Here is a 22,394-nt window from a genome sequence, read left to right as displayed (position 1 = left end):
TTGCGTACTCCCGAACTGGAGATGAATTGTCGAGGACCGACGGACGCCGCCGGTCATTTCTTCAAGGCCCTGATCGCAAACTCGATAAGATCGTCCGGCATTGCCCGGTTCTCTTTGGCAAGGCACTGGGCGACCATCTGCGGGTGACAGAGGGTGATGATAGCTGCGCCGAAGCACCGCGAAGCGACTTCCGGATCCTGGTCGGCAAACTCGCCGGCTGCGATCCCGTCGCTGATCACCTCCGCCACCAGGCTGCGGATCCGGTCGATGTGCTTCTCGATGACATGCCAATCGCGTTCGATGGCAACGACGACCATCTCGTGCACCTTCTCCTGGTCGAGCATGGTGTCACGGGTCCACTGATAGTGGGTTTGCGCGTAGCGGCGAAGCTTTTCGCTGGCGGTTCCGGGACTATGGCAGGCGTCGTAGGTCAGTTGGTAGCAGGTAGCGAGCATGCGGCCGCAAACGGCCTGGTGGATCTCGACCTTGGAGGCGAAGAAACGGTAGATGTTGGCCGTCGACATGCCGAGCTCACGCGCTATGTCGGCGACATTGGTCTTGCCGTAGCCGTAGTGGCGGAACAGTCGCTCCGCGCAATCGAGGATGCGCGCGACATTCTCCTGCCGGACCAGGTCGGCCGTCGTATCGAGAGTATCATACATCTTGTTTCATCAGCTCATTACGAATGACGAATTTTGAATTTCGTCACTCGTAATTCGAAATCGACGGAATGTCAACACGTGACATTATCGGTCTTGGGCGACTGGTGACATCTGTTGACACCACTCGGCGTGAACAGCGTTAATGAAGCCTGCTGCGGGCAGTGCACGGGCCCCTCGCCATCTATGCTGAGCCGCGGAAAAGGAGATCCTGGGATGACCGTACTGCGCATCGTCACGAATATCGCAACGGACAGCATTCCGGATGTTCGGAAGTTCTATTCCGACCTGTTCGGGCTCGACGCCGTCATGGATCACGGGTGGCTCGTCACGCTGGCGTCCCGCGAAACAACCATCCCTCAGATCAGCATCGCCAGCGAGGGCGGCTCAGGCACCCCCGTGCCCGATCTGTCGATCGAGGTCGACAATGTGGACGAGGTGTATCTTCGCGCAAAAGAGATCGGTTGCAGGGTGGTCTACGATTTGACCGACGAACCGTGGGGCGTGAGACGTTTCTTCATTGCCGACCCGACCGGAAAGCTGCTCAACGTGCTCACGCATCTTCGCTAGCCCAATTGCGGTCATCGGAGGAAACATGAGCAGAACAATCCCATTTCATTTCGTCGATGTCTTCGCGGTAGAGCCGCTGACGGGCAATTCACTGGCGGTGGTCGACGGCGGCGCCGAGTTGGCGCTTGAGCTCATGCAGAACATTGCACGTGAGTTCAACCAGTCCGAGACCACCTTTGTCTTACCGGCGACCCGGGCGAACGCCGACTGGAGGTTGCGCTCTTTCACGCCGAAGGGCGTAGAGGTTTTCGGTGCAGGCGGCCACAACACGTTAGGGGCTTGGTGGTGGCTCGCTGCAGCAGGGCGGCTCGATCTGGGCGATGGGCCAACATGGTTCCACCAACAGATCGGCGACTTGGTATATCCGTTGGCGATCTGGCAGAGCCAAGGACGGCTCGAAAAGATCATTATGCAGCAAGAGGCCCCACTGGCCGGCCGGCAGCTCTCAAACCTTGGCGCTCTTGCCACCGCACTCGGCCTTCGTACCGAAGAAATAGTGGCTGATATCGTGCCTTGCCAGGTGGTCTCGACTGGAGCCGCCCATCTCCTGGTGCCAATCCGCGATCGCGAAGCCGTCGACCGGATTTTGCCTGATGCTAAACAGCTTTTCGACCTGCTCGACGAGGTCGGCGGGGAAGGCTGCTACGTCTTCTCGCTCGATCCGCTACAACCCGGAACCACGGCGTATGCACGCTTTTTCAACCCGACCGTCGGCATTTCTGAGGATCCGGCAACCGGTACGGCGGCTGGTCCGCTCGCCGCACATCTCGTGGCACACGGTCTTGCACCGCCCGGTGTAATCAAGATCGAGCAAGGCACGGCTCTCGGACGTACCAGCATCATTGAGGTCGATGTAGATGCCGGCTCAGTGAGCATTTCTGGGCGCGGCATTGTAGTGGCGAGCGGGGCGCTTTCGATCTAGAGCGGTTCATCGTTTCACGGAGACGCCGAACCGCTCTATCTCTTTGTTTTTGCGCAATTCCGGACGGAAAACCGCTTCACACTTTTCCTGGAATTTCTAGTCGAAGCCACTCGCCTTCGACTGGATTCGCTTAGGTAGCCGATCTGTTTAATCTGTTCAGGCTTTCGCCCAGTATGACAAGCGCGATGCCGAGCAGCGCAATGTCCTTGATCAGGAACTGACCGGCGGGACCGAGCGCGGGAAAGCCCAGCGTAGGCTCCCAGATCGGCAGGGCAACCATGATCGAACAGGTGACCAGGAAAATCAGGGCGGCCAATGCCCCGCCGGCCACACCGGCGCGCACCGACCAGGGGGACGCAATCAGCAGAAGCGCGGTCGCAATCTCGACGACGCCAAGCACGTAAGAAGCACCGGCTTCACCAAATACCGGATACATCCAGGCGAGCCAAGGCGTGCCGCCGATTAGCGGCCTCAACGCCTCGATCTCAACAGCCGTGAACTTCATCCCGCCGATCATGAGAAGCGGCAGTATGACCCCGATGAGGGCGACGATCCGCCCGGCTGTCCTGACCGCGGCGGCTCTTCGCGCCCATGGCCGAGAAAGGGTCCCGTCTTGACCTTCAGGCTCTGATGTTCTGAGAACCGGCATGAGTTTCCTCCTCCAACTGCCAATTGCACCGCCCGCGTCGTAAATTTATCCCTTGCCCCTAGCGGCTGGCCAATCGCCGCTGTCACGGTCGCTCGATTAATCGATGCGCTGTCAGTCCGGCTTGTAAGGGTATGAGTGATGCTCGTGAGCGATGATCCAAAGGTCACCTTCCTTCCGCAGTCCGACGGTAAGCCGGAGGCGGGTTGCCGGGTCCCTTTCAAGCTCTTCCCTGGTGCCGCACCGCAGCAATGCGGTCGCAAAAGCGACCCGGTCTCCCGCCGTGACATCCAGCCACTCGATCGCGAAAACGCCGCCCTGCTTGAAGTGCTCGAAGAATGGACCCCAACTATCGCGGTAGGCCTCAATTCCACTGAGTTCGTTCGGCGGTGGGACATCGAACATCAGAAGGTCCGTCGCGTGGTCCGCAACGATTGTCTCCAGGTCTTGCTGCTGCACGGCGTTCGCCCAACGCTCGATCAGCGCCCGGATATATGCCTCGGCGTCACGCTCCATGTTCTCCATTAGAATTCTCCTCCTGCCAGATCCTCTTCTGTCGAGTTGGTTCTGTAGCGAGGACGATCGGGAGGCACTCGATCCGACACTGAGTGATGTTTTTTGCTCTTCGCGTGGCTAGGCTCCCTTGGCCATCTCCCTCAGCCGGAACTTCTGGATCTTGCCGGTCGAGGTCTTCGGGATTTCGGCGAAGATCACCGCTTTCGGCACCTTGAAGCGGGCGAGCAGAGCGCGGCAGTGATCGATGATTTCGGCCCCGGTCGCCATCTTGCCCGGCTTCAGCTCGACATAGGCGACCGGCACCTCGCCCCATTTGTCGTCGGGCCTGGCAACGACGCCGCAGGAGGCGACGGCAGGGTGCTTGTAGAGCGCCTCCTCGACCTCGATCGAGGAGATGTTCTCGCCGCCGGAAATGATGATGTCCTTGGAGCGGTCCTTAAGCTGGATGTAGCCGTCGGGATGCATGACACCGAGGTCGCCCGAGTGGAACCAACCGCCGGCGAAGGCCTCGTCGCTCGCCTTGCGGTTCTTGAGATAGCCCTTCATCACGATGTTGCCGCGGAACATGACCTCGCCGATCGTCTCGCCGTCGGCCGGCGTCTCCTCCATCGTCTCGGGGTCCATCACCGTCAGGCCTTCGAGCGCGGCATAGCGCACGCCTTGCCTGGCCTTCCTCGCCGCCCTGAGACCCTTTTCGAGCCCGTCCCACTCGCCATGCCATTCGTTGACGACGGCCGGGCCATAGGTCTCGGTCAGGCCATAGAGGTGGATGACCGCAAAGCCCGCATCAGCCATGCCCGACAGCACCGCTTCCGGCGGCGGTGCCGCGGCCGTGTTGAAGGTGACCGCCTGCGGAAATTGCCGCTTGTCCTCCTCCCCAGCATTGATCAGCACCGACATGACGACCGGCGCGCCGCACAGATGAGTGACGCCGTGATCGGCGATGGCGTCGTAGATCGGCTTTGGCCGCACCCAGCGCAGGCAGACATGGGTGCCGGCCTGCAAGGCCAGCGTCCATGGAAAGCACCAGCCATTGCAGTGGAACATCGGCAGCGTCCACAGATACACCGCATGCTTGCCCATGCCGGCATGGATGGTGTTGGCGTAGGCCATCAGTGCTGCACCGCGATGGTGATAGACGACGCCCTTCGGATTGCCTGTCGTGCCGGACGTGTAGTTGAGCGCAATAGCGTCCCATTCGTCGTCTGGCATCGACCAGGCGAAATCCTCGTCGCCGCCCGCGACAAAGTCCTCGTAGTCGAGCGTGCCGATCCGCTCGCCCTTGGGATAGGGGGCGTCAGTGGCGTATTCGGGATCGTCATAGTCGACGACCAGCGGTTTTACCTTGGCCAGCGCCAGCGCCTCGCTGACGACATTTGCGAATTCGCGGTCGACGATCAGCACCTTGGTTTCGGCATGGTCGAGCTGGAAGGCAATGACCGCGGCGTCGAGGCGGGTGTTGAGCGAATGCAGCACCGCCTTGGTCATCGGCACGCCGAAATGCGCTTCCAGCATCGCCGGCGTGTTGGACAGCATGAGGGTGACGGTGTCACCCTTGCCGATGCCGCGCTTGGAGAGCGCCGAGCCAAGCTTCAGCGACCGCCGCCAAAAATCGCGATAGGTCGTGCGCTGGCGGCCATGGATGATGGCGACATGGTCGGGAAAGGTCTTTGCCGCCCGCTCCAGATAGGTCAGCGGCGTCAGCGGCTGGTGGTTGGCCGGATTCTTGTCAAGATCCTGTTCGTAGGGATTGCCCATCCCGTCCTCCCGTAACGTCGTCATCGAGATCTTCTATCCATAGGCTTTCCGCCCGTCACCACCAACGATGCCATGATAGAGCGCATTTGGCACAAGGATGATCTAGATAAAGCAAACGAAAGAGCATCGTTTGCCCTTGCTCAATTTGACTTTTGTCGAGAGCCGTGAATAATGTCAGCGAGGAGATGGCATGGCGATCCGACCGGCAGAACAGCTTATTCACAAGGCCGCCTGGCTTTACTATGCCCATGGCCTGCGCCAGGACCAGGTGGCGAGCCAACTCAAGATTTCCCGGGCCTCGGTCGCCATGTATCTGCGCAAGGCGCGCGAGACCGGCATCGTCAACATCTCGACCTCGACCCAGCTTTTCACTGACGACGTCCTGGCACGCAAGCTTGAAGACGCGTTGAAGCTCGATGCCGTCTGGATCGCGCCGGAAAACGGCCATGTCGCCGATCCTTCGACCGACATCGCTGTGCTGGCGGCGAGCGTCTTTCTCGAGCTGGTCAAGAGGGGCGACCGCATCGGCGTCGCCTGGGGGCGGACCGTCTATACGATCGCCGACATCATGTCTTATGCCGACCTGCAGGCCGTCACGGTGGTGCAACTCTGCGGCAATCTCGGAGCCCCCTATTCCTACCGGCCCGACCAATGCACCATGGAAATCGCGCGCCGGCTCAACGCCCAGGGGCTCAACTTCTATGCGCCGCTGGTGCTGACCACGGAAGAACTGGCACGCGGCCTGCGTGCCGAGCCGGTGATCCGCGAGCAATTGTCGGGCATTAGCGAATGCGACCTCGCACTGTACTCGGTCGGCACCGTCGATGCCGACAGCCATGTCGTCAAATGCGGTGCGCTGACTGCGAGCGAAATGGACGTGCTGCGCCGTGCCGGCGCTGCCGGCGTCATCGCCGGACAGATCATCGACGCGCAAGGCAAGGCGCTCGACTGCAGCTACAACCGGCGGGTCATTTCGGCAGAGCTGTCATCGCTGCGCAAGATTGAAAAGCGCCTCGTGGTGGTGCAGGAGGACAGCAAGTTCGGACCGCTGGTGGCGGCGATCGCGGGTGGGCTGTGCACGCATCTGGTGGTCGGCGCACGGATGGCGCGACGGCTGCTCGACCATGCCGGATCGGCAGCGGAAAAGGTCGCCTAGATACGCAAAACTCCGCCGCGGGCGCATTGTCATCAAAGCGTCGCGGCGTTCCTGTTCACAACCAAAAGAGAAATCGGACGAAGCGAACATGAAGAACCTATGGAATGACGGCGAGGCGGAGAAGCTGGTTGCCGACTATGCAAAGAAGGGTGTGGCCCGCGACCTGGCGCTGCGCGTCTATACGACCAGGCTTCTGGGCGGCGAACCGCGGCTTGTCCTGCATGGCGGCGGCAACACCTCCTGCAAGACAAAGGCCACCGACCTCGTCGGCGACGAATGGGACGTGCTCTGCGTCAAGGGCAGCGGCTGGGACATGGGCGTGATCGAGCCGCAGGGCCTGCCGGCGGTCAAGCTCGGCGCCCTGCTCAAGGCGCGGTCGCTCAAAAAGCTCTCCGACGAAGACATGGTCGCGCTGCAGCGGGGGAACCTCATCGATCCGTGTTCGCCGAACCCTTCGGTCGAGACGCTGCTGCACGCCTTCCTGCCGCACAAATTCGTCGACCACACGCACTCGACCGCCATTCTGGCCATCGTCGACCAGGACGACAGCAAGGCGTTGAGCAAGAAGGTCTTCGGCAGCAAGATGGGTTACGTGCCCTACATCATGCCGGGCTTCGATCTGGCGAAGGCGGCTGCCGATGTCTTCGACGCCGACCCGACGGTCGAAGGCCTGATCCTCGACAAGCATGGCATTTTCACCTTCGGCGACGATGCTAAACAGGCCTACGACCGGATGATCCACTATGTGAACGTCGCCGAGGATTTCATCGCCAGGAATGGCAAGCCGCCTGCCGAAAAATCGGCCTTGCCAGCCAGGCTTGCCGGGCCCGCGGACATTGCGCCGATGCTGCGCGGCGCGGTGGCCGTAGCGCGCGGCGAAGGCCGCTTCGACCGCATGATCGGCGACTTCCGCACGTCGGACGCGATCGTCGATTTCATCAATTCCGCCAGGATTGCCGACTATGCCGGGCGCGGCGTATCGACACCCGACCTGTCGATCCGCATCAAGACCGGACCGATGGCGCTGCCGGCACCCGACGCGGACAAGATCGGCGACTACAAATCCGCCATCCGCCAGCATGTCGAAAAATTCGCCAAGGACTATCGCGCCTACTTCGAAACCAACGACGCGCTCGACGATGTGAAGCGCACGATGCTCGACCAGATGCCGCGGCTGACGCTGGTGCCGGGCCTCGGCATGTTCGGCCATGGCCGCACGCTGAAGGATGCGAAGATCGCATCCGACGTCGGCGAGATGTGGATCGAGGCGGTGCGTGGAGCCGAAGCAGTCGGCGATTTCCGTCCACTGTCCAAAGCCGACCTGTTCCCGCTCGAATACTGGTCGCTGGAGCAGGCCAAGCTCGCCTCCAACAAGCCGAAGCCGCTGACCGGCCAGGTTATGCTGGTCACCGGCGGCGCCGGCGCGATCGGCGCCGCCACCGCAAAGCTGTTCGCCGACAATGGCGCCCATGCCGTCGTCGTCGATCTCGATGCGGCAAGGGCGACGGAAGCGGCCAAGAAGGCCGGCAACAGTTCGATCGGCATCGGCGCCGACATCACCGATCCGGCGCAGATGCGCGCTGCGTTCGACAAGGCGGTCGCCGTCTTCGGCGGCCTCGACATCCTGGTTTCCAACGCGGGTGCTGCTTGGGAAGGCAGGATCGGCGAGCTCGACGACGCCACTTTGCGCAAGAGCTTCGAGCTCAATTTCTTCGCCCATCAGTCGGCGGCCCAGAACGCAGTGCGCATCATGCTCGAACAGGGCACCGGCGGCGTGCTCCTGTTCAACACCTCCAAGCAGGCAATCAATCCGGGTCCGAAGTTCGGCGCCTATGGCATCCCCAAGGCGGCGACGCTGTTCCTGTCCAGGCAATATGCCCTCGACTATGGCGCGCATGGCATCCGCTCGAATGCGGTCAACGCCGACCGCATCCGTTCGGGGCTTTTGACCGACGCCATGATCGCCAGCCGTTCTGGCGCGCGCGGCGTGTCGGAGAAGGAGTACATGGCGGGCAACCTGCTTGGGCAGGAAGTGACGGCCGAAGACGTGGCCCAAGCGTTCCTGCATCATGCGCTGGCCGAGCGGACCACCGCCGATGTAACGACGGTGGATGGCGGCAACATCGCGGCGGCGTTGAGGTAGGCTCAAGAACAGTCCAGACGCAAAAAGAGCGGCCCGAAAGCCGCTCTTTTCTTTCGCCTGCGATAAAAAGCTACTTGGCGTTCGGGTTCGGCATCCAGGCCGGCATCGCGACATCGGCATGGGCGAACTGCGGCAGCTTGGCCGAGAGGTCTTCCATGTTCTTGATGTCCTTGTCGATAAGGTCCTTCTGGGTGATCAACGTCGGCGGCACGATGACGTTGTGACCGGGGTCTTCGCCGGCCAAAAGCTGCGCCAGCGCGCGCACCGAAACCTGGCCGACGACGGCCGGATTGGTGGCGGCGGTTGCCGCCCAGGCGCTGTCGGGCTCGCGCATCGCGGCGATGTCGGAGGTCGAAATGTCGGCCGAATAGATCTTGATGTCCTTGTTGAATCCCGCCTCGTCGACGGCGATCTTCACGCCCTTGGCGAATTCATCATAGGGCGCGAACATCACTTTGATGTCGGGGTTGGCCGACAGCACCGAACGAGCCTGGTTGGCGACGGAATTGGCGATCGGATTGTCGAGCGTGCCGAACATCGCCGCCTCGTTGATGCCCGCATATTTCTTCTTGAAGTCGACCCAGGTCTCGTTGCGGCGGTCGAGCGGCGCGATGCCGGCGACATAGACATAGCCGGCCTTCCAGCTCTCGCCATTGTCCTTGATCGCCTGTTCGAGCGCGAGGCGGGCGAGGTCGCGGTCGGACTGCTCGATCTGCGGGATTTTGGGGTTTTCGACATTGACGTCGAAAGCGACGACCTTGATGCCGGCGTCGACCGCGCGCTGGGCGGCTTCCTTCATCGATTCCGTCAGGCCGTGCTGGATGATGATGCCCTGGACGCCAAGCGCAATGGCCTGGTCGACCATGTCTGCCTGAAGGGCGGCATCCTGACGGCTGTCGAGGACGCGCAGATCGACGCCAAGCGCCTTGGCCTGCGCTTCGACACCGGACAGATAGGCCTGGAAGAAGTCGCCGGTCGAGAGATAGCGGACCAGCGCGATCTTGACGGCGCCGGGCTTATCGAACGGCGCCGGCTTATCCTGCGCCATCGCCGGCACCTGCATAAGCAGCGCGGCGCCGGCAAGCCCAAGCGCTGCCGCCCCCAATAGTCTTCTTGTGATCTTCATGTTTCTTCCTCCACTTGTTGAACTCAAATTTCAGCTGGTCGAAATCCTATCTGTCGAAATCCTACCTCTTGCCCCTGCCGGAAAGGGCGAAGGTGAAGACAAGGGCAACCACGAGAACCACGCCCTTGATGAAATCCTGCGTGTAGTAGGGCGCGTTCATCATCGTCAGGCCCTGCAGCAGCACGCCGACAAACACCGCACCGACGGCCGTGCCGAAGGCGTTCGGCTTGGCGGCCCCAAGGACCGCGTAGCCGATGAGCGCCGCGGCGACAGCGTCGAGCAGGAGATTATTACCCGAGGCAATATCACCGCGTCCAAGCCGGGCAGCGAGCAAAATGCCGCCGATCGAAGCAAAAACTCCTGAAATAACGTAGGCCCAGATTTTGTATGCCTTGACAGGCGCGCCAGCGAGCTCGGCAGCCCGCTCGTTGCTGCCGACCGCGTACATCATGCGGCCGAAACGGGTGTATTCGAGAAAGAACCAGATCAGCACTGCAAGCACGAGCAGGACGACGACCGAAACGGGAATGAGGTTGGGGATGAAGAAATCGAAGCGGTGGCGGCCAAGCGCCAGGAAGGCGGCGCTGAACGTGCCGTTGGCCACCGAGCCATCGGGCATCGTCATGCCGGTGGCGATCGAGCGGCCTTCGGTCGGGATGCGCTGCAAGCCGACGAGCAGGAACATCATGCCGAGCGTCGCCAGAAGGTCCGGCACGCGCATATAGACGATCAGCCAGCCATTGATGAGGCCGACGATGACACCGATCGCGAGACAGGCGATAACCGCGACGACGGCGTTCTGCTCCAGCACCACCATGACATAGGCTGCCGCCATCATGGCGCTGGTGGCGACCGAGCCTATCGACAGGTCGAAGCCGCCGACGACCAGAGTGGCGGTGACGCCAAGCGCCAGCACGCCGGTGATGGCGACCGACTGGAAGATGAAGACGGCACTTTGCGGCGAGACGAAGCCGCCGGCGGCGATCGCGAAATAGGCGATCAACCCAAACAGCAAAACGATGAACCCGTAGCGGATGGCAAGGTCGCGCGCGGCTGCCATCTCAATCCAACCCGAACTCATGCCCTCTCCATTCCAATTCTCACCATCTGCCCGCTCTCAGGCCGCGCTCTGCGACGGCCCGCCCGCCACTTCGGCCAGCAGACGCTCGAGGTCGATGTCGGCGTTGCGATGTTCGCCGACGATCGTCTGCTCCGACATCACCAGGATGCGGTCGGCGGTCTCCAGCGCTTCGTCAAGTTCAGTGACGAACAGCAGCGTCGCACGGCCGTTCGCGCTCGCCCGCAGCTTGGCCGCGATATCGCGCCTGGCCGAAATGTCGACGCCCTGAAAAGGCTCGTCCAGAATGAACAGTCTTGCGGCCTGCGACATCCAGCGGGCGACCATCACCTTCTGCTGGTTGCCGCCGGACAGGGCGGACATCTCGTCCTTCTCCGAGCGGCAGACGATGCCCAACTCCTGGATTTGCCGGCGGGCGGTGGCGCGCTCGATGCGGCGCTTGAGTACGCCGAGACGCGACATCCGCTTGTGGAACGGGAGACTGATATTTTCCTGGATGTTGAAGTCGCCGACGATGCCGTTTTCGCCCCGGTCCTTGGCGACAAGAAATACGCCGGCGGCGATCGCCTCGCCCGTCGAACCCGGTGCGTAAGGTTTCCCGTTCAGCACCATGGTCCCGGACAGCGGCTTGCGCACGCCAAACAGCGTCTCAGCGAGCGCCGTCTTGCCGACGCCGACGAGGCCGGTGATGGCAACGACCTCGCCGTCGCCGAGCGTCAGCGAGATCGGCCTGGACCCTTCTGCAATGCGTAACCCGTCGATCGTCAGGACAGGCCTGGCCGAGTTCCTGGCGACGATCCGGTCGAGGTGGATCTTGCGGCCGAGCATGGCGTTGACCGCGCCCTCATAGTCGAGTGGCTTGCGGTCGAAAACACCTGAGATAACGCCGTCGCGCATCGAGACGATCCGGTCGGCAAGCCGCCTGATGTCGGACATGCGGTGCGAGATGTAGAGGATCGCGACGCCCTGCTCGCGAAGCCTGTCGAGCAGCGCGAACAGCCGGTCGGCTTCGGCGCTGGACAAAGAGGAGGTCGGCTCGTCGAGGATCAGCACTTTCGGCTGATGCGCCATGGCGCGGGCAATCGCCACCATCTGGCGGTCGGCCAGCGAGAGATCGCTGATCCGGGCTTTCAGGTCGATCGTCAGTTCCATGCGGTCGGCAACCGCCTTTGCCTCGCGACGCACCCGGCCCGGATTGAACAGGGTCGGCGCGCCGCTGCCGCTCAGCCTGTCCAGCGTCAAATTGGTGGCGACGTCGAGATCGGCGACGACACCGTCATTGATGTTCTGGTGAACGGTGACGACGCCGGCGCGGATCGCTTCCGCCGGCGTTTTTGGCGCGAAGTCTTGGAGCGCGAAGTCCTGGCCGGCGAGGCTCATCGTGCCGCCGCCGCGCTCGTAGACGCCGCTGATGATCTTGACCAGGGTGGATTTTCCGGCACCGTTAGCGCCCATCAGCACGGTTACTTCGCCGGCATGCAAATCGAGCGAGACGCCGCCAAGCACCTCGATATGGCCGAAGGACTTCCTCAGGCCGTCCACGCGGAACACGGCATCATTGCCCATTCGTTCCTCCCTGACCGTGACGCTAGGAGCTGTCCCGGCAATTGTCAACACGATTGACAATTGCCAGAGAGCTTCCTAGCTTGGACCAACCGCCATGGCTTCACTATGATGGGAGCACCTAAGCGGGAGGGTGAGGATGACTGCGAAATTGCCATTCGAAGCACTGTCGGTCGAGACATTGGCGGCACGCCTCGGCGCCAACGAGGCCCTGTGTTCGCATATCGGCAAGGATACGGCCCGTTGGAAGGTCCGCGAGGTCGGCGACGGCAATCTGAACCTGGTCTTTATCGTCGAGGGCGCCACGGGTGCTGCCGTCGTCAAGCAGGCCCTGCCCTATGTCCGCTTGGTCGGTGACAGCTGGCCGCTGCCGTTGAAGCGCTCCTTCTTCGAATATCATGCGCTGACACGACAACAGGCGAGAGCGCCCGGTTCGGTGCCGGCGATCCATCACTTCGACGAAGGCCAGGCGCTAATCATCATGGAATATCTGTCGCCGCACATCATCCTGCGGCGCGCGCTGATCGAGGGCCGGCAGTTGCCGAAGATCGCCAGAGACATCGGCCTGTTCATGGCCCGCACCCTGTTTCGCGGCTCCGACCTGCATATGGCGGCCAAGGACCGCAAAGCCGATCTGGCGCTGTTCGCCGACAATGTCGAGCTTTGCGACATCACCGAGAACCTGGTTTTCTCGGACCCCTATTTCGATGCCAAGATGAACCGGCATACGAGCCCACAGCTCGACCGCATCGTCGCCGAGCTGCGCGCCGACCGCGACCTCAAGGTCGAGGCGCAGCGGCTGAAGCACATCTTCGCGGCCAATGCAGAGACGCTGCTGCATGGCGACCTGCATTCCGGGTCGATCATGGTCACTGACACCGAAACGCGGATGATCGATCCCGAATTCGCCTTTTACGGCCCGATCGCGTTCGATGTCGGCATGCTGCTTGCCAATTTCTGGATGGCGTTCTTCTCGCAGCGCGGCCACGAGCAAAATGGAAAGCGCGACACCATGCGCGCCTATCTGCTCGACGTCACGGTCGAGACATGGTCGGTGTTCCGCACCGAGTTCTCGCATCTGTGGCGGACCGAGCGCACGGGCATGCTCTACCAGAAGAGCCTGTTCGAAGATCAGGGCGACAGGCTCGGCGCTGAACAGGCGCTCGACCACATGCTGCATCAGGTCTGGACCGACATGCTGGGCTTTGCCGGCGTCGAGGTGCACCGGCGCATTCTGGGCCTCGCGCACAACGCCGATTTCGAGACCATTGCCGACGAGGATCTGCGCGCCACATGTGAGGCGAAGGCGCTGAAGTTCGGCCGTCACATCGCCGTCAACCGGCGGCAGATTCACAGCATCGATGAGGTCAACAAATTGGCCGCGCTGATCGAACGGGAGAACAGGATTTGAACGTCGGCGACCGCCACTATCGCACCATCTGGCTGAGCGACGACGGGCGTTCGGTGGAGATCATCGACCAGCGCTGGCTGCCGCATGATTTCCGCGTGGAGAAAGTCAGCACCGTTGCCGGCATCGCCACCGCGATCCGCGACATGTGGGTGCGCGGCGCACCGCTGATCGGCGTCACCGCCGCCTATGGCGTCGCTATGCAACTCGCCGACGACCCTTCGGATGCCGCACTCGACAGCGTTTGGGAGGTCTTGCACGAAACACGCCCGACGGCGATCAATCTGCGCTGGGCGCTCGATGAGATGCGAAACGTCCTGCGGCCGCTTCCATCTGGGCAACGCGCCGAGGCTGCTTACCGGCGCGCCGGCGAAATCGCCGACGAGGATGTCGGCCTCAACCGCGCCATCGGCGCCAACGGGCTTGAAATCATCAAGGAAATCGCGGCGCGCAAGCAGCCGGGCGAGCCGGTCAACATCCTGACCCACTGCAACGCCGGCTGGCTGGCCACCGTCGACTACGGCACCGCCACGGCGCCGATCTATCTGGCTGTTGAAGCGGGCATTCCCGTTCACGTCTATGTCGACGAAACGCGCCCACGCAATCAAGGCGCCCAGCTGACGGCATGGGAAATGGCCGGCCACGGCGTGCCGCACACGCTGATCGTCGACAATGCCGGCGGCCATCTGATGCAGCGCGGCGAGATCGACATGGTCATCGTCGGCACCGACCGCACCACGGCCGACGGCGATGTCTGCAACAAGATCGGCACCTATTTGAAGGCGCTGGCCGCGGCGGATAACGACGTGCCGTTCTACGTCGCGCTGCCCTCGCCGACCATCGACTGGACGGTGGGCGACGGGCTGGCCGAAATCCCGATCGAGCAGCGCTCCAGCGACGAGGTCTCGCTGGTCTGGGGCAAGACCGCGAGTGGCGAGATTGCGCAGGTCCGCATCTCGCCGGAGACGACGCCCGCGGCAAACCCGGCCTTCGACGTGACGCCGGCGCGACTGGTCACCGGATTGATCACGGAACGCGGTGTCGCCAAGGCCTCGCGCGAAGGCTTGAAGGCAATGTTTCCCGGACGCTGATTCGGCTTCATTGACTTTCGAAAGCGGCATCAGCGGATAAGCGAGGCCAGCTGCCCATATCCGTGGCAGGGGCGCTGCTTGGGTGCATCCAGAGTAGCTCATTTTCTGACAGCCGGCATTTTGACGGCGGACGATTCTGCCTGACATCCTGATACTCGCCTCGCCGGCAGCCGGCTAAGGCAAGGCGATCGTCCATCGATGCGATAACAACCAAAGGCACTGACGAAGGGCCCGGCCGAGACTGGCGGCATCCGATTCCTATCCGGTTGCCAAAATATGGTAGGGTGATTATACCAGCTACTAAGATGACGATCGGCAGGGCCATCGTTGGAGATCAGGAGTACGGCTAGATGACAACCATTGCGCTGTTTGGCGCCGGCGGCAAAATGGGTTACCGCCTGTCGACCAATTTTCGCGGCTCTCCCTACACGATACGCCATGTCGAGGTCAGCGACGCCGGCTGCGAGCGACTAAAGACGGGGCTGGGCATCGACGCGGTCAGCGCCGATGAAGCCCTTGATAGCGCCGAAGTGGTGATCCTGGCGGTTCCCGACACCCATATCGGCAAGGTCGCGGCCAGCATCGAGAGCAAGCTTGCTGCCGGCACGATGGTGGTCGTGCTCGACGCCGCAGCACCTTTCGCCGGCCATTTGCCGAAGCGGCCGGACCTGACCTATTTCGTCACCCATCCCTGCCATCCGCCGATCTTCAACGACGAGACCGATATGGCGGCCAAGAAGGACTATTTCGGCGGCGTCAAGGCTAAGCAGCATATGGTCAGCGCACTGATGCAGGGGCCGGAGGAAGATTTCGCCAAGGGCGAAGCAATCGCCAAGATCATATGGGCTCCGGTCATGCGGTCGCATCGCGTCACGGTCGACCAGATGGCGCTGCTCGAGCCGGGCCTTTCGGAGACTGTCTGCGCCTCGCTGCTCGTCGTCATGAAGGAAGCGGTCGACGAGGTCGTCGCGCGCGGGGTTGACCAGCAGGCGGCGCTCGACTTCCTGCTTGGCCACATGAACGTGCTCGGCGCCGTCATCTTCGGTGAAACCAAGGGCGTGTTCTCCGACGCCTGCAACAAGGCCATCGAGTTCGGCAAGCCGGTCTTGATGCGCGACGACTGGAAGCGGGTCTTCGAGCCGGAAGAGATTGCGGCAAGCATTCAGCGGATTACCTGAGATGACCTTTTCCTTCTCCCCGAGGGGAGAAGGAAAGTCGCGGGCGTGCCGACACATGTCATCTGAATTAGTGATTGACTCATTATACCAGTTGGCTTAGCTGTACGGTGGCTAGGACCATCAGGCTTCGAAGCAAATTCGGGCCTGGGGTGGAGGATGGCTGGGGAGCGACGTTCCGTTGAGATGAACCGGCAAACGGCTTTGAACCCAGTCTATCCGCGCCCGAGCCATCTAAATGAATTGCATGCAGACAGCAGCCTTGGGTTGATCAAGGCATAGTTTTCAAAACGGGAGGAAATCATGAAACTCACTCGCAGAATGACGCTTGCGGCTTTTGCCGGCATGCTGGCACTCGGCACGGCCGCACCCGCTTATGCGGCGGATCTCATTGCCATCATCACGCCTTCGCACGACAATCCGTTCTTCAAGGCCGAAGCCGTCGGCGCTGAAGCCAAGGCCAAGGAACTCGGTTACGAAGCGCTGGTGCTCGTCCATGACGACGACGCCAACAAGCAGTCCGAGCTGATCGACACGGCGATCGGCCGCGGCGCCAAGGCAATCATCCTCGACAATGCCGGCGCCGACGCCACCGTCGCCGCCGTGCAGAAAGCCAAGGACGCCGGCGTTCCGTCCTTCCTGATCGACCGCGAGATCAACGCCACCGGCGTCGCCGTCGCGCAGATCGTCTCGAACAACTACCAGGGCGCCCAGCTCGGCGCGCAGGAGTTCGTCAAGCTGATGGGCGAGAAGGGCAATTTCGTCGAGCTGGTCGGCAAGGAATCCGACACCAATGCCGGCATCCGCTCCAAGGGCTACCACGATGTCATCGACGACTATCCGGATCTGAAGATGGTGGCGCAGCAGTCGGCCAACTGGAGCCAGACCGAGGCCTATTCCAAGATGGAATCGATCCTCCAGGCCAATCCTGACATCAAAGGCGTGATCTCCGGCAACGACACGATGGCGATGGGCGCCTATGCCGCGCTCGCTGCCGCCGGACGCAAAGACGTCATCGTCGTCGGCTTCGACGGATCGAACGACGTTCGCGACTCGATCGCCTCAGGCGGCATCAAGGCCACAGTCCTGCAGCCGGCCTATGCGCAGGCGCAGATGGCAGTCGAGCAGGCCAACGACTTCATCAAGAACAAGAAGTCTCCGGCCGAGGAAAAGCAGTTGATGGACTGCGTCCTGATCAACGGCGACAATGCCGCCAAACTGGAAACTTTTGCGCTCACCAACTGAGCCGGCGTAACATCAATCGCAAGGGACGAGCTTCCGGCTCGTCCCTTGCTTCCATTTCCTGGGTGCCCTGACCGCCATGCCGAACAAGCCGACATGCTCGATCCTCGCCGCGCCGATCCTTGTCGCGATGGTCGGCATCAGCCTGACCGCCTGCAAGATCCTGCCGACACCGTCCGGGGAAAACGGCGGCAATGCCCCGGCCTTCAATGCGGACAAAATGGTCGGGGATATCTGGGCTGCCAAGATGGTGCCCTATCTCCAGCAGAAAGCCGGACCATTTCCCGAGGTTCACGCCCTGGCGAAAGCCGATCCAGCGGCTGCCGGTGCCAAGTACGGCAATCCGAAGAAGCAGGCGAATTCGCCATGGACCTTCGCGGTTCGCCTCGAAGGTAAGGTGGTCACGGCGAATACGCAGTCTCGCGCGGCGACGATGGATGTCGATGCCGACGGTGACGGCAAGGCCGATGCGCGGGTGCAGATCGGACCTGCGGTGCGTGGCACCGCGCTGCGCGACAGCCTCGACTTCATCCAGTTCAACGACTTCACCAACCAGATCGACTTCGCCCAGTTCGGCAAGGCGTTCAACATCCATGCCGACAAGACAGTGCTTTCCAAGCTGCCGCGCGAAGCGCTGGAGGGCCGGAGCGTCAGGATTGTCGGCGCCTATGTCATGGGCAGCGGCCAGGACCTGCCGCTGGTGACGCCGGCGGAGGCAGAGATCGGGCCGAAGCCATGACTACCGATCACGATGTGATCCTGAAGCTGGAAGACGTCTCGAAGGTCTATTCGGGCACCGTCGCGGTCAAGCGCGCGAATTTCGAGGTGCGCAAGGGCGCGGTCAACGTGCTGGTCGGCGAGAACGGCGCCGGCAAATCGACGCTGATGAAGATCATCGCCGGCGTCGAACAGCCGACGCTCGGCCGCATACTCCTGGAGGGCGAAGAGGTTTCCTTCTCGTCATCCGGGGACGCGGTGAACCGCGGCATCGGCATGGTGTTTCAGGAGCTGAACCTGTTCGGCAACCTGACCGTCGCCGAAAACATTTTCGCCACCCGCGAGATCATCAACCGGTTCCGCAAGATCGACAGCCGAGAACAGGAGCGCCGTGCGGCGAAATTCCTCGAGCGCCTGGAAGCCGGCATCCGGCCCGACATGCTGGTCGAGGACCTGCGCATCGGCCAGCAGCAGCTGGTCGAGATCGCCAAGGCGGTTTCGCTGGATGCGCGCATCCTCATCATGGACGAGCCGACCTCGGCGCTGAGTGCGGCGGAGGTCGAGATCCTGTTCAAGGTCATTGCCGACCTCAAGGCGCGCGGCGTGGCGATCGTCTACATCTCGCACCGGCTCGAGGAGCTGATCCGTATCGGCGACTACATCACCGTTCTGCGCGATGGGCGGATCACCGGCCAAGAGAAGATGAAAAACGTCGACACGCAATGGATCGTGCGGCAGATGATCGGCTCGGACGCCAAGGACTTCGCCAAGGCCGACGGCCATGTTCCAGGCGAAGAGATATTCCGCGCCGAGGACATCTGCCTGCCGCGCGTGACCGGCGGGCTTGCGGTCGATCATGTCTCGCTGTCGCTGCGTGCCGGCGAGATCCTCGGCATCTATGGGCTGATGGGTGCCGGACGCAGCGAGCTGTTCGACTGCATCATGGGTCGCCACGGCCATGCCACCGGGGCGATCTTCATTGCCGGCAAGAAAGTGAAAGAACGTGATACGACGCGTCGCATCCGGCGCGGACTGGCGCTGATCCCCGAGGACCGCCAGCGCGAAGGGCTGGTGTCGATACTCTCCGTCGCCAGCAACCTGACGCTGGCCAGCCTGTCGCGGTTTGTGCGCCTGTTCCATATCAGCGGCGCCAAGGAAAACCAGGCGGTGACGCAGATGGTGCGGGAGCTGGCGATCAAGGTCGCCAATCCGGCGCAAGAGGTCTCGTCGCTGTCGGGCGGCAATCAGCAGAAGGTGGTGATCGGCAAGGCGCTGCTCACCGGACCGAAGGTGCTGCTGATGGACGAGCCGAGCCGCGGCATCGACGTTGGCGCCAAGGCCGACGTCTTTCGCACCATGCGCAAACTGTCCCGCGACGGACTGGGCATACTGTTCGCCACCTCCGATCTCGACGAGGTGATGGCGCTGTCCGACCGGATCGCGGTGATGAGCAATGGAAAACTGACCGGCATGTTCGATCGCGCCGAGGCGACGGAGGCGGCACTCGTCGCCGCATCGGCGCTTGGCCACGGACCGGTCCCGCACACGGAGAGCCCCGCCCATGACTGACATCCCGGCCAAGGCGGCTGTTGCCTCCGCCTCGAACGGCTCCGTCCTGCTGACGCTGATGAAGGCGAGGACGTTCATCGCATTGATCGCCGTCCTGATCTTCTTCTCGATCGCAGCACCCAATTTCCTGTCGGCGGCCAATCTGATCCTGATGTCGAAGCACGTGGCGCTGAACGCGTTCCTGGCCATGGGCATGACCTTCGTCATCATCACCGGAGGCATCGACCTGTCGGTCGGCTCGATCGTCGGTCTTTGCGGCATGGTCGCCGGCTATCTCGTGCTCAACGGCATCGACCTGCAGGTCGGCTACACGATCTATTTCAACGTCTTCGAGATAGCACTGATCACGCTGGCGGTCGGCATATTGATCGGCGCCGTCAATGGATTGCTGATCACCAGGCTGAACGTCGCCCCGTTCATCGCCACGCTCGGCGTGCTCTATGTCGCGCGCGGCCTGGCGCTGCTGTCGTCCGACGGCCGCACTTTCCCGAACCTCGTCGGCAAACCCGATCTGGGCACGACGGGCTTCGGCTTCCTCGGCGCCGGCCGGCTGCTCGGCCTGCCGGTCTCGATATGGATTCTTGTCGTCGTAGCACTTGGGGCGGCCTATCTCGCCAAATACACCCCGCTCGGCCGCCACATCTTCGCCGTCGGCGGCAACGAGCGGGCGGCACGGATTTCGGGCGTCCGGGTCAATATGGTGAAGATGTTCGTCTACATGTTCTCCGGTTTCTGCGCGGCGATCGTCGGCCTGATCATCTCGTCCGAACTGATGGCCTCGCACCCGGCGACCGGCGAAAGTTTCGAGCTCAACGCCATCGCAGCGGCGGTGCTCGGCGGCACCTCGATGTCGGGTGGCCGCGGCACGATCGGCGGCACCATCGTCGGCGCCTTCGTCATCGGCATCCTCTCCGACGGACTGGTCATGATGGGCGTAAGCTCGTTCTGGCAGATGGTCATCAAGGGCCTCGTCATCATCGTCGCCGTCGTCGTCGACCAGGCGCAGCGCCGGCTGCAACAGCGCGTCACGCTGATGCAGATGGCAAAGGCGGGCTGAGCGTGGCGGAACTGCGGGGAGCGCTGATCGGCTGCGGCTTCTTTGCCGTCAACCAGATGCACGCCTGGCGCGACATCGCCGGCGCCTCGATCGTCGCTATTTGCGATCGCGACCCGGAACGGCTCAAGGTCGTCGGCGACCAGTTCGGCATCACGCGGCGCTACACCGACGCGGCAGCACTTTTTGCCGGCGAAAGCCTGAATTTCGTCGATATCGCCACCACCGCGCCGAGCCATCGTCCGCTCGTCGAGATGGCAGCACGGCACCGCGTTCCGGCAATCTGCCAAAAACCGTTCGCGCCGACGCTTGCCGACGCCAAGGCCATGGTGAAGGCCTGCATTGACGCAGGCGTGCCGCTGATGGTGCACGAGAACTTTCGCTGGCAGTCACCCATCCAGGCGGTGCGTGCCGTGCTCGACAGCGGCGAAATCGGCACACCCTTCTTCGGACGGATCTCGTTCCGCTCGGCCTATGACGTGTTTTCCGGCCAGCCATATCTGGCAACGGGAAAGCGCTTCATCATCGAGGATCTTGGCATCCACATCCTCGACATTGCCCGCTTTCTGCTGGGCGACGTTTCGACGATCACGACACGCACCGCTCGCATTAATCCTGAGATCGCCGGCGAGGACGTCGCTACCATGCTGATGGACCACAAGAGCGGCGCAACGTCTGTGGTCGATTGCAGCTATGCGACCAAGCTCGCGACCGAGCCGTTTCCGCAGACGCTGATCGAGATCGACGGCAGCGACGGCACGATCCGGCTTGCACAGGATTACCAGCTTACCGTCACCGGCAGGAACGGAACGGTGGTCAGCGACGTCTCGCCGCCGCTGCTGCCCTGGGCATCGCGGCCATGGCACAACATACAGGAAAGCGTCGTCGCCATTCAAAAGCACTGGGTCGACTGCCTGGCGAACAAAACCGAGCCGGCAACCTCGGGCGCCGACAACCTCAAGACTTTCGCGCTGGTCGAGGCTGCCTATGCGGGTGCTGCGAGCCGTGAACCGGTGCAGCTCGACGCTTTGCTGAGATGACCGCCGACGCCTTCCTCCTCTATGGCACGCGCGCGGTCGAGGCCGACCCTGTCAGGCTGCGCGCCGGCGCGCTCACCGCCGACTTCGCCAACGGCAATCTACGGACTATCCGCCATGGCGGCATCGAAGTGCTGCGTGCCATCGCCTATATCGTCAGGGATCGCGACTGGGGCACCTACGAGCCGGCGCTCACGGATTTAGTCATCGACCAGGGCTCCGATACTTTCACTGTCAGCTATTCGGCAAGTTATGTCGGACCGGAGGGAAGCCGGCTCGACTTTCGCGCGACGATCGAAGGTTCCGCCGACGGCCAGCTGGTTTTCGACGTGAGCGCGCTTCCCGAAAGCGATTTCGAGACCAATCGCTGCGGCTTCTGCATCCTGCATCCGATCGCCGGCCTGGCCGGCAGCCAGGTCACGGTCGAGCACACCGACGGCAGCATGGTGGAAACAAAGCTTCCCGACCTGATCGACCCTTGGCAGCCTTTCAAGGATTTGCGGGCGATCACCCATGAGGTCCGGCCCGGCGTCACCGCCGAATGCCGGATGGAAGGCGACGCGTTCGAGATGGAGGACCAGCGCAACTGGTCGGATGCGTCCTACAAGACCTACGTCCGGCCGCTCGCGCTGCCATGGCCCTACATACTGCCTGCCGGCGAGATGCTGCGCCAGACGATCAGCCTGCGTGTGTCCGGTGACGGGAAAGTGCCGGCTGCCGCCGCAACCGCCGAGCCAATCCGCGTCGAGATCGGCGAAGCCGGACCGGCGCTGCCGGATATCGGCGTGATCATCTACCCGGACGAGGTCGAGACGACGCTTGCAAACCTGCCGACACTGTCCGCGCTCGGCCCGCAACAGTTGATGTTCCATTATGATCCGACGCGCGGCCACGGCCTCGACGTTTTGCAGTACTACGCCAAGCTCGCCGCAGCCTATCCGGCCAAGACAACGCTCGAATGCGT

Annotated in this window: 19 protein-coding genes and 1 pseudogene; 13 read left to right on the top strand and 7 right to left on the bottom strand. The window is 62.5% G+C overall.

What is annotated here, in order from left to right; all coding sequences use genetic code 11:
- Positions 1-53: 53 nt before the first annotated feature.
- On the bottom strand, positions 54-662 hold the full coding sequence (locus EOC93_RS18670; protein WP_095483877.1) for a TetR family transcriptional regulator: 609 nt from the start codon (positions 660-662) through the stop codon (positions 54-56).
- Positions 663-875: 213 nt separating this feature from the next.
- On the opposite strand from EOC93_RS18670, the gene EOC93_RS18665 reads away from it, so the two are divergent.
- Both EOC93_RS18665 and EOC93_RS18660 read left to right on the top strand, forming a co-directional pair.
- Positions 876-1,229 (top strand): VOC family protein, encoded by a 354-nt coding sequence (locus tag EOC93_RS18665; RefSeq protein ID WP_095483876.1) that lies wholly within the window; start codon positions 876-878, stop codon positions 1,227-1,229.
- A 25-nt stretch (positions 1,230-1,254) separates the two neighbouring features.
- Complete coding sequence (locus EOC93_RS18660; RefSeq protein ID WP_095483875.1) at positions 1,255-2,151, top strand: PhzF family phenazine biosynthesis protein; 897 nt, start codon at positions 1,255-1,257, stop codon at positions 2,149-2,151.
- Between the two features lie 130 nt (positions 2,152-2,281).
- Here the strand turns inward: EOC93_RS18660 and EOC93_RS18655 are convergent, their stop codons facing one another.
- From EOC93_RS18655 to EOC93_RS18645, 3 genes are all read right to left on the bottom strand, one after another.
- The gene (locus tag EOC93_RS18655; protein ID WP_095483874.1) at positions 2,282-2,800 is read right to left on the bottom strand and encodes a DUF417 family protein; all 519 of its coding nucleotides are present in this window, start codon (positions 2,798-2,800) and stop codon (positions 2,282-2,284) included.
- A 111-nt stretch (positions 2,801-2,911) separates the two neighbouring features.
- Entirely contained in the window at positions 2,912-3,322 is a 411-nt protein-coding gene (locus EOC93_RS18650) for a nuclear transport factor 2 family protein (protein WP_206072922.1), read from the bottom strand.
- 108 nt (positions 3,323-3,430) lie between these two features.
- Positions 3,431-5,071 (bottom strand): acyl-CoA synthetase, encoded by a 1,641-nt coding sequence (locus EOC93_RS18645; protein ID WP_127205360.1) that lies wholly within the window; start codon positions 5,069-5,071, stop codon positions 3,431-3,433.
- A 190-nt stretch (positions 5,072-5,261) separates the two neighbouring features.
- On the opposite strand from EOC93_RS18645, the gene EOC93_RS18640 reads away from it, so the two are divergent.
- Together EOC93_RS18640 and EOC93_RS18635 are read left to right on the top strand one after the other, a co-directional pair.
- Positions 5,262-6,227, top strand: a complete 966-nt coding sequence (locus EOC93_RS18640) for a sugar-binding transcriptional regulator (protein WP_127205356.1) — start codon at positions 5,262-5,264, stop codon at positions 6,225-6,227.
- Positions 6,228-6,315: 88 nt separating this feature from the next.
- Positions 6,316-8,370, top strand: coding sequence for a bifunctional aldolase/short-chain dehydrogenase (locus EOC93_RS18635; RefSeq protein WP_095483871.1), 2,055 nt, complete (start codon positions 6,316-6,318; stop codon positions 8,368-8,370).
- Positions 8,371-8,440: 70 nt separating this feature from the next.
- Here the strand turns inward: EOC93_RS18635 and EOC93_RS18630 are convergent, their stop codons facing one another.
- From EOC93_RS18630 to EOC93_RS18620, 3 genes are all read right to left on the bottom strand, one after another.
- Positions 8,441-9,496, bottom strand: coding sequence for a substrate-binding domain-containing protein (locus EOC93_RS18630; protein ID WP_095483870.1), 1,056 nt, complete (start codon positions 9,494-9,496; stop codon positions 8,441-8,443).
- Positions 9,497-9,557: 61 nt separating this feature from the next.
- Entirely contained in the window at positions 9,558-10,577 is a 1,020-nt protein-coding gene (locus EOC93_RS18625; protein ID WP_245461494.1) for an ABC transporter permease, read from the bottom strand.
- Positions 10,578-10,613: 36 nt separating this feature from the next.
- Complete coding sequence (locus tag EOC93_RS18620) at positions 10,614-12,140, bottom strand: sugar ABC transporter ATP-binding protein (protein ID WP_127205355.1); 1,527 nt, start codon at positions 12,138-12,140, stop codon at positions 10,614-10,616.
- Between the two features lie 136 nt (positions 12,141-12,276).
- Between EOC93_RS18620 and mtnK the strand changes: the two genes are divergently transcribed.
- The 9 genes and pseudogenes from mtnK to EOC93_RS18575 form a co-directional block, all read left to right on the top strand.
- Positions 12,277-13,548, top strand: coding sequence for an S-methyl-5-thioribose kinase (gene mtnK / locus EOC93_RS18615; protein WP_127205354.1), 1,272 nt, complete (start codon positions 12,277-12,279; stop codon positions 13,546-13,548).
- The gene (mtnA, locus tag EOC93_RS18610; protein ID WP_127205353.1) at positions 13,545-14,636 is read left to right on the top strand and encodes an S-methyl-5-thioribose-1-phosphate isomerase; all 1,092 of its coding nucleotides are present in this window, start codon (positions 13,545-13,547) and stop codon (positions 14,634-14,636) included. The genes mtnK and mtnA overlap by 4 nt, the downstream gene beginning before the upstream one ends.
- A gap of 350 nt (positions 14,637-14,986) precedes the next feature.
- Positions 14,987-15,814 (top strand): phosphogluconate dehydrogenase C-terminal domain-containing protein, encoded by an 828-nt coding sequence (locus tag EOC93_RS18605; protein ID WP_126103378.1) that lies wholly within the window; start codon positions 14,987-14,989, stop codon positions 15,812-15,814.
- A gap of 300 nt (positions 15,815-16,114) precedes the next feature.
- On the top strand, positions 16,115-17,056 hold the full coding sequence (locus tag EOC93_RS18600; protein ID WP_095483864.1) for a D-ribose ABC transporter substrate-binding protein: 942 nt from the start codon (positions 16,115-16,117) through the stop codon (positions 17,054-17,056).
- Positions 17,057-17,132: 76 nt separating this feature from the next.
- On the top strand, positions 17,133-17,792 hold the full coding sequence (locus EOC93_RS18595; RefSeq protein WP_127205352.1) for a DUF2291 family protein: 660 nt from the start codon (positions 17,133-17,135) through the stop codon (positions 17,790-17,792).
- Positions 17,789-19,339, top strand: a complete 1,551-nt coding sequence (locus EOC93_RS18590) for a sugar ABC transporter ATP-binding protein (protein ID WP_127205351.1) — start codon at positions 17,789-17,791, stop codon at positions 19,337-19,339. The genes EOC93_RS18595 and EOC93_RS18590 overlap by 4 nt, the downstream gene beginning before the upstream one ends.
- Entirely contained in the window at positions 19,332-20,396 is a 1,065-nt protein-coding gene (locus EOC93_RS18585; protein ID WP_127205350.1) for an ABC transporter permease, read from the top strand. Before EOC93_RS18590 ends, EOC93_RS18585 begins: the two co-directional genes overlap by 8 nt.
- 2 nt (positions 20,397-20,398) lie before the next feature.
- Positions 20,399-21,433, top strand: coding sequence for a Gfo/Idh/MocA family oxidoreductase (locus tag EOC93_RS18580; RefSeq protein ID WP_127205349.1), 1,035 nt, complete (start codon positions 20,399-20,401; stop codon positions 21,431-21,433).
- Positions 21,430-22,394 (top strand): annotated as a pseudogene (locus EOC93_RS18575) (hypothetical protein); the annotation flags it as partial. The gene EOC93_RS18580 and the pseudogene EOC93_RS18575, both read left to right, overlap by 4 nt.

It is taken from the genome of Mesorhizobium sp. M6A.T.Ce.TU.002.03.1.1, assembly GCF_003997275.1.
GTDB lineage: Bacteria > Pseudomonadota > Alphaproteobacteria > Rhizobiales > Rhizobiaceae > Mesorhizobium > Mesorhizobium mediterraneum.
The sequence above is the reverse complement of the archived record's forward strand: the minus strand, read 5'-3'. Positions and strand labels throughout refer to the sequence as shown.

What these genes read in the sequence shown, in the direction of transcription:
- EOC93_RS18620 (WP_127205355.1), bottom strand. Translation starts at nt 12,140, where the DNA reads ATGGGCAATGATGCCGTGTTCCGCGTGGACGGCCTGAGGAAGTCCTTC.
- EOC93_RS18600 (WP_095483864.1), top strand. Translation starts at nt 16,115, where the DNA reads ATGAAACTCACTCGCAGAATGACGCTTGCGGCTTTTGCCGGCATGCTG.
- EOC93_RS18585 (WP_127205350.1), top strand. Translation starts at nt 19,332, where the DNA reads ATGACTGACATCCCGGCCAAGGCGGCTGTTGCCTCCGCCTCGAACGGC.
- EOC93_RS18595 (WP_127205352.1), top strand. Translation starts at nt 17,133, where the DNA reads ATGCCGAACAAGCCGACATGCTCGATCCTCGCCGCGCCGATCCTTGTC.
- EOC93_RS18630 (WP_095483870.1), bottom strand. Translation starts at nt 9,496, where the DNA reads ATGAAGATCACAAGAAGACTATTGGGGGCGGCAGCGCTTGGGCTTGCC.
- EOC93_RS18640 (WP_127205356.1), top strand. Translation starts at nt 5,262, where the DNA reads ATGGCGATCCGACCGGCAGAACAGCTTATTCACAAGGCCGCCTGGCTT.
- EOC93_RS18590 (WP_127205351.1), top strand. Translation starts at nt 17,789, where the DNA reads ATGACTACCGATCACGATGTGATCCTGAAGCTGGAAGACGTCTCGAAG.
- EOC93_RS18670 (WP_095483877.1), bottom strand. Translation starts at nt 662, where the DNA reads ATGTATGATACTCTCGATACGACGGCCGACCTGGTCCGGCAGGAGAAT.
- EOC93_RS18625 (WP_245461494.1), bottom strand. Translation starts at nt 10,577, where the DNA reads ATGAGTTCGGGTTGGATTGAGATGGCAGCCGCGCGCGACCTTGCCATC.
- EOC93_RS18665 (WP_095483876.1), top strand. Translation starts at nt 876, where the DNA reads ATGACCGTACTGCGCATCGTCACGAATATCGCAACGGACAGCATTCCG.
- EOC93_RS18605 (WP_126103378.1), top strand. Translation starts at nt 14,987, where the DNA reads ATGACAACCATTGCGCTGTTTGGCGCCGGCGGCAAAATGGGTTACCGC.
- EOC93_RS18660 (WP_095483875.1), top strand. Translation starts at nt 1,255, where the DNA reads ATGAGCAGAACAATCCCATTTCATTTCGTCGATGTCTTCGCGGTAGAG.
- EOC93_RS18655 (WP_095483874.1), bottom strand. Translation starts at nt 2,800, where the DNA reads ATGCCGGTTCTCAGAACATCAGAGCCTGAAGGTCAAGACGGGACCCTT.
- EOC93_RS18650 (WP_206072922.1), bottom strand. Translation starts at nt 3,322, where the DNA reads ATGGAGAACATGGAGCGTGACGCCGAGGCATATATCCGGGCGCTGATC.
- EOC93_RS18645 (WP_127205360.1), bottom strand. Translation starts at nt 5,071, where the DNA reads ATGGGCAATCCCTACGAACAGGATCTTGACAAGAATCCGGCCAACCAC.
- EOC93_RS18635 (WP_095483871.1), top strand. Translation starts at nt 6,316, where the DNA reads ATGAAGAACCTATGGAATGACGGCGAGGCGGAGAAGCTGGTTGCCGAC.
- mtnK (WP_127205354.1), top strand. Translation starts at nt 12,277, where the DNA reads ATGACTGCGAAATTGCCATTCGAAGCACTGTCGGTCGAGACATTGGCG.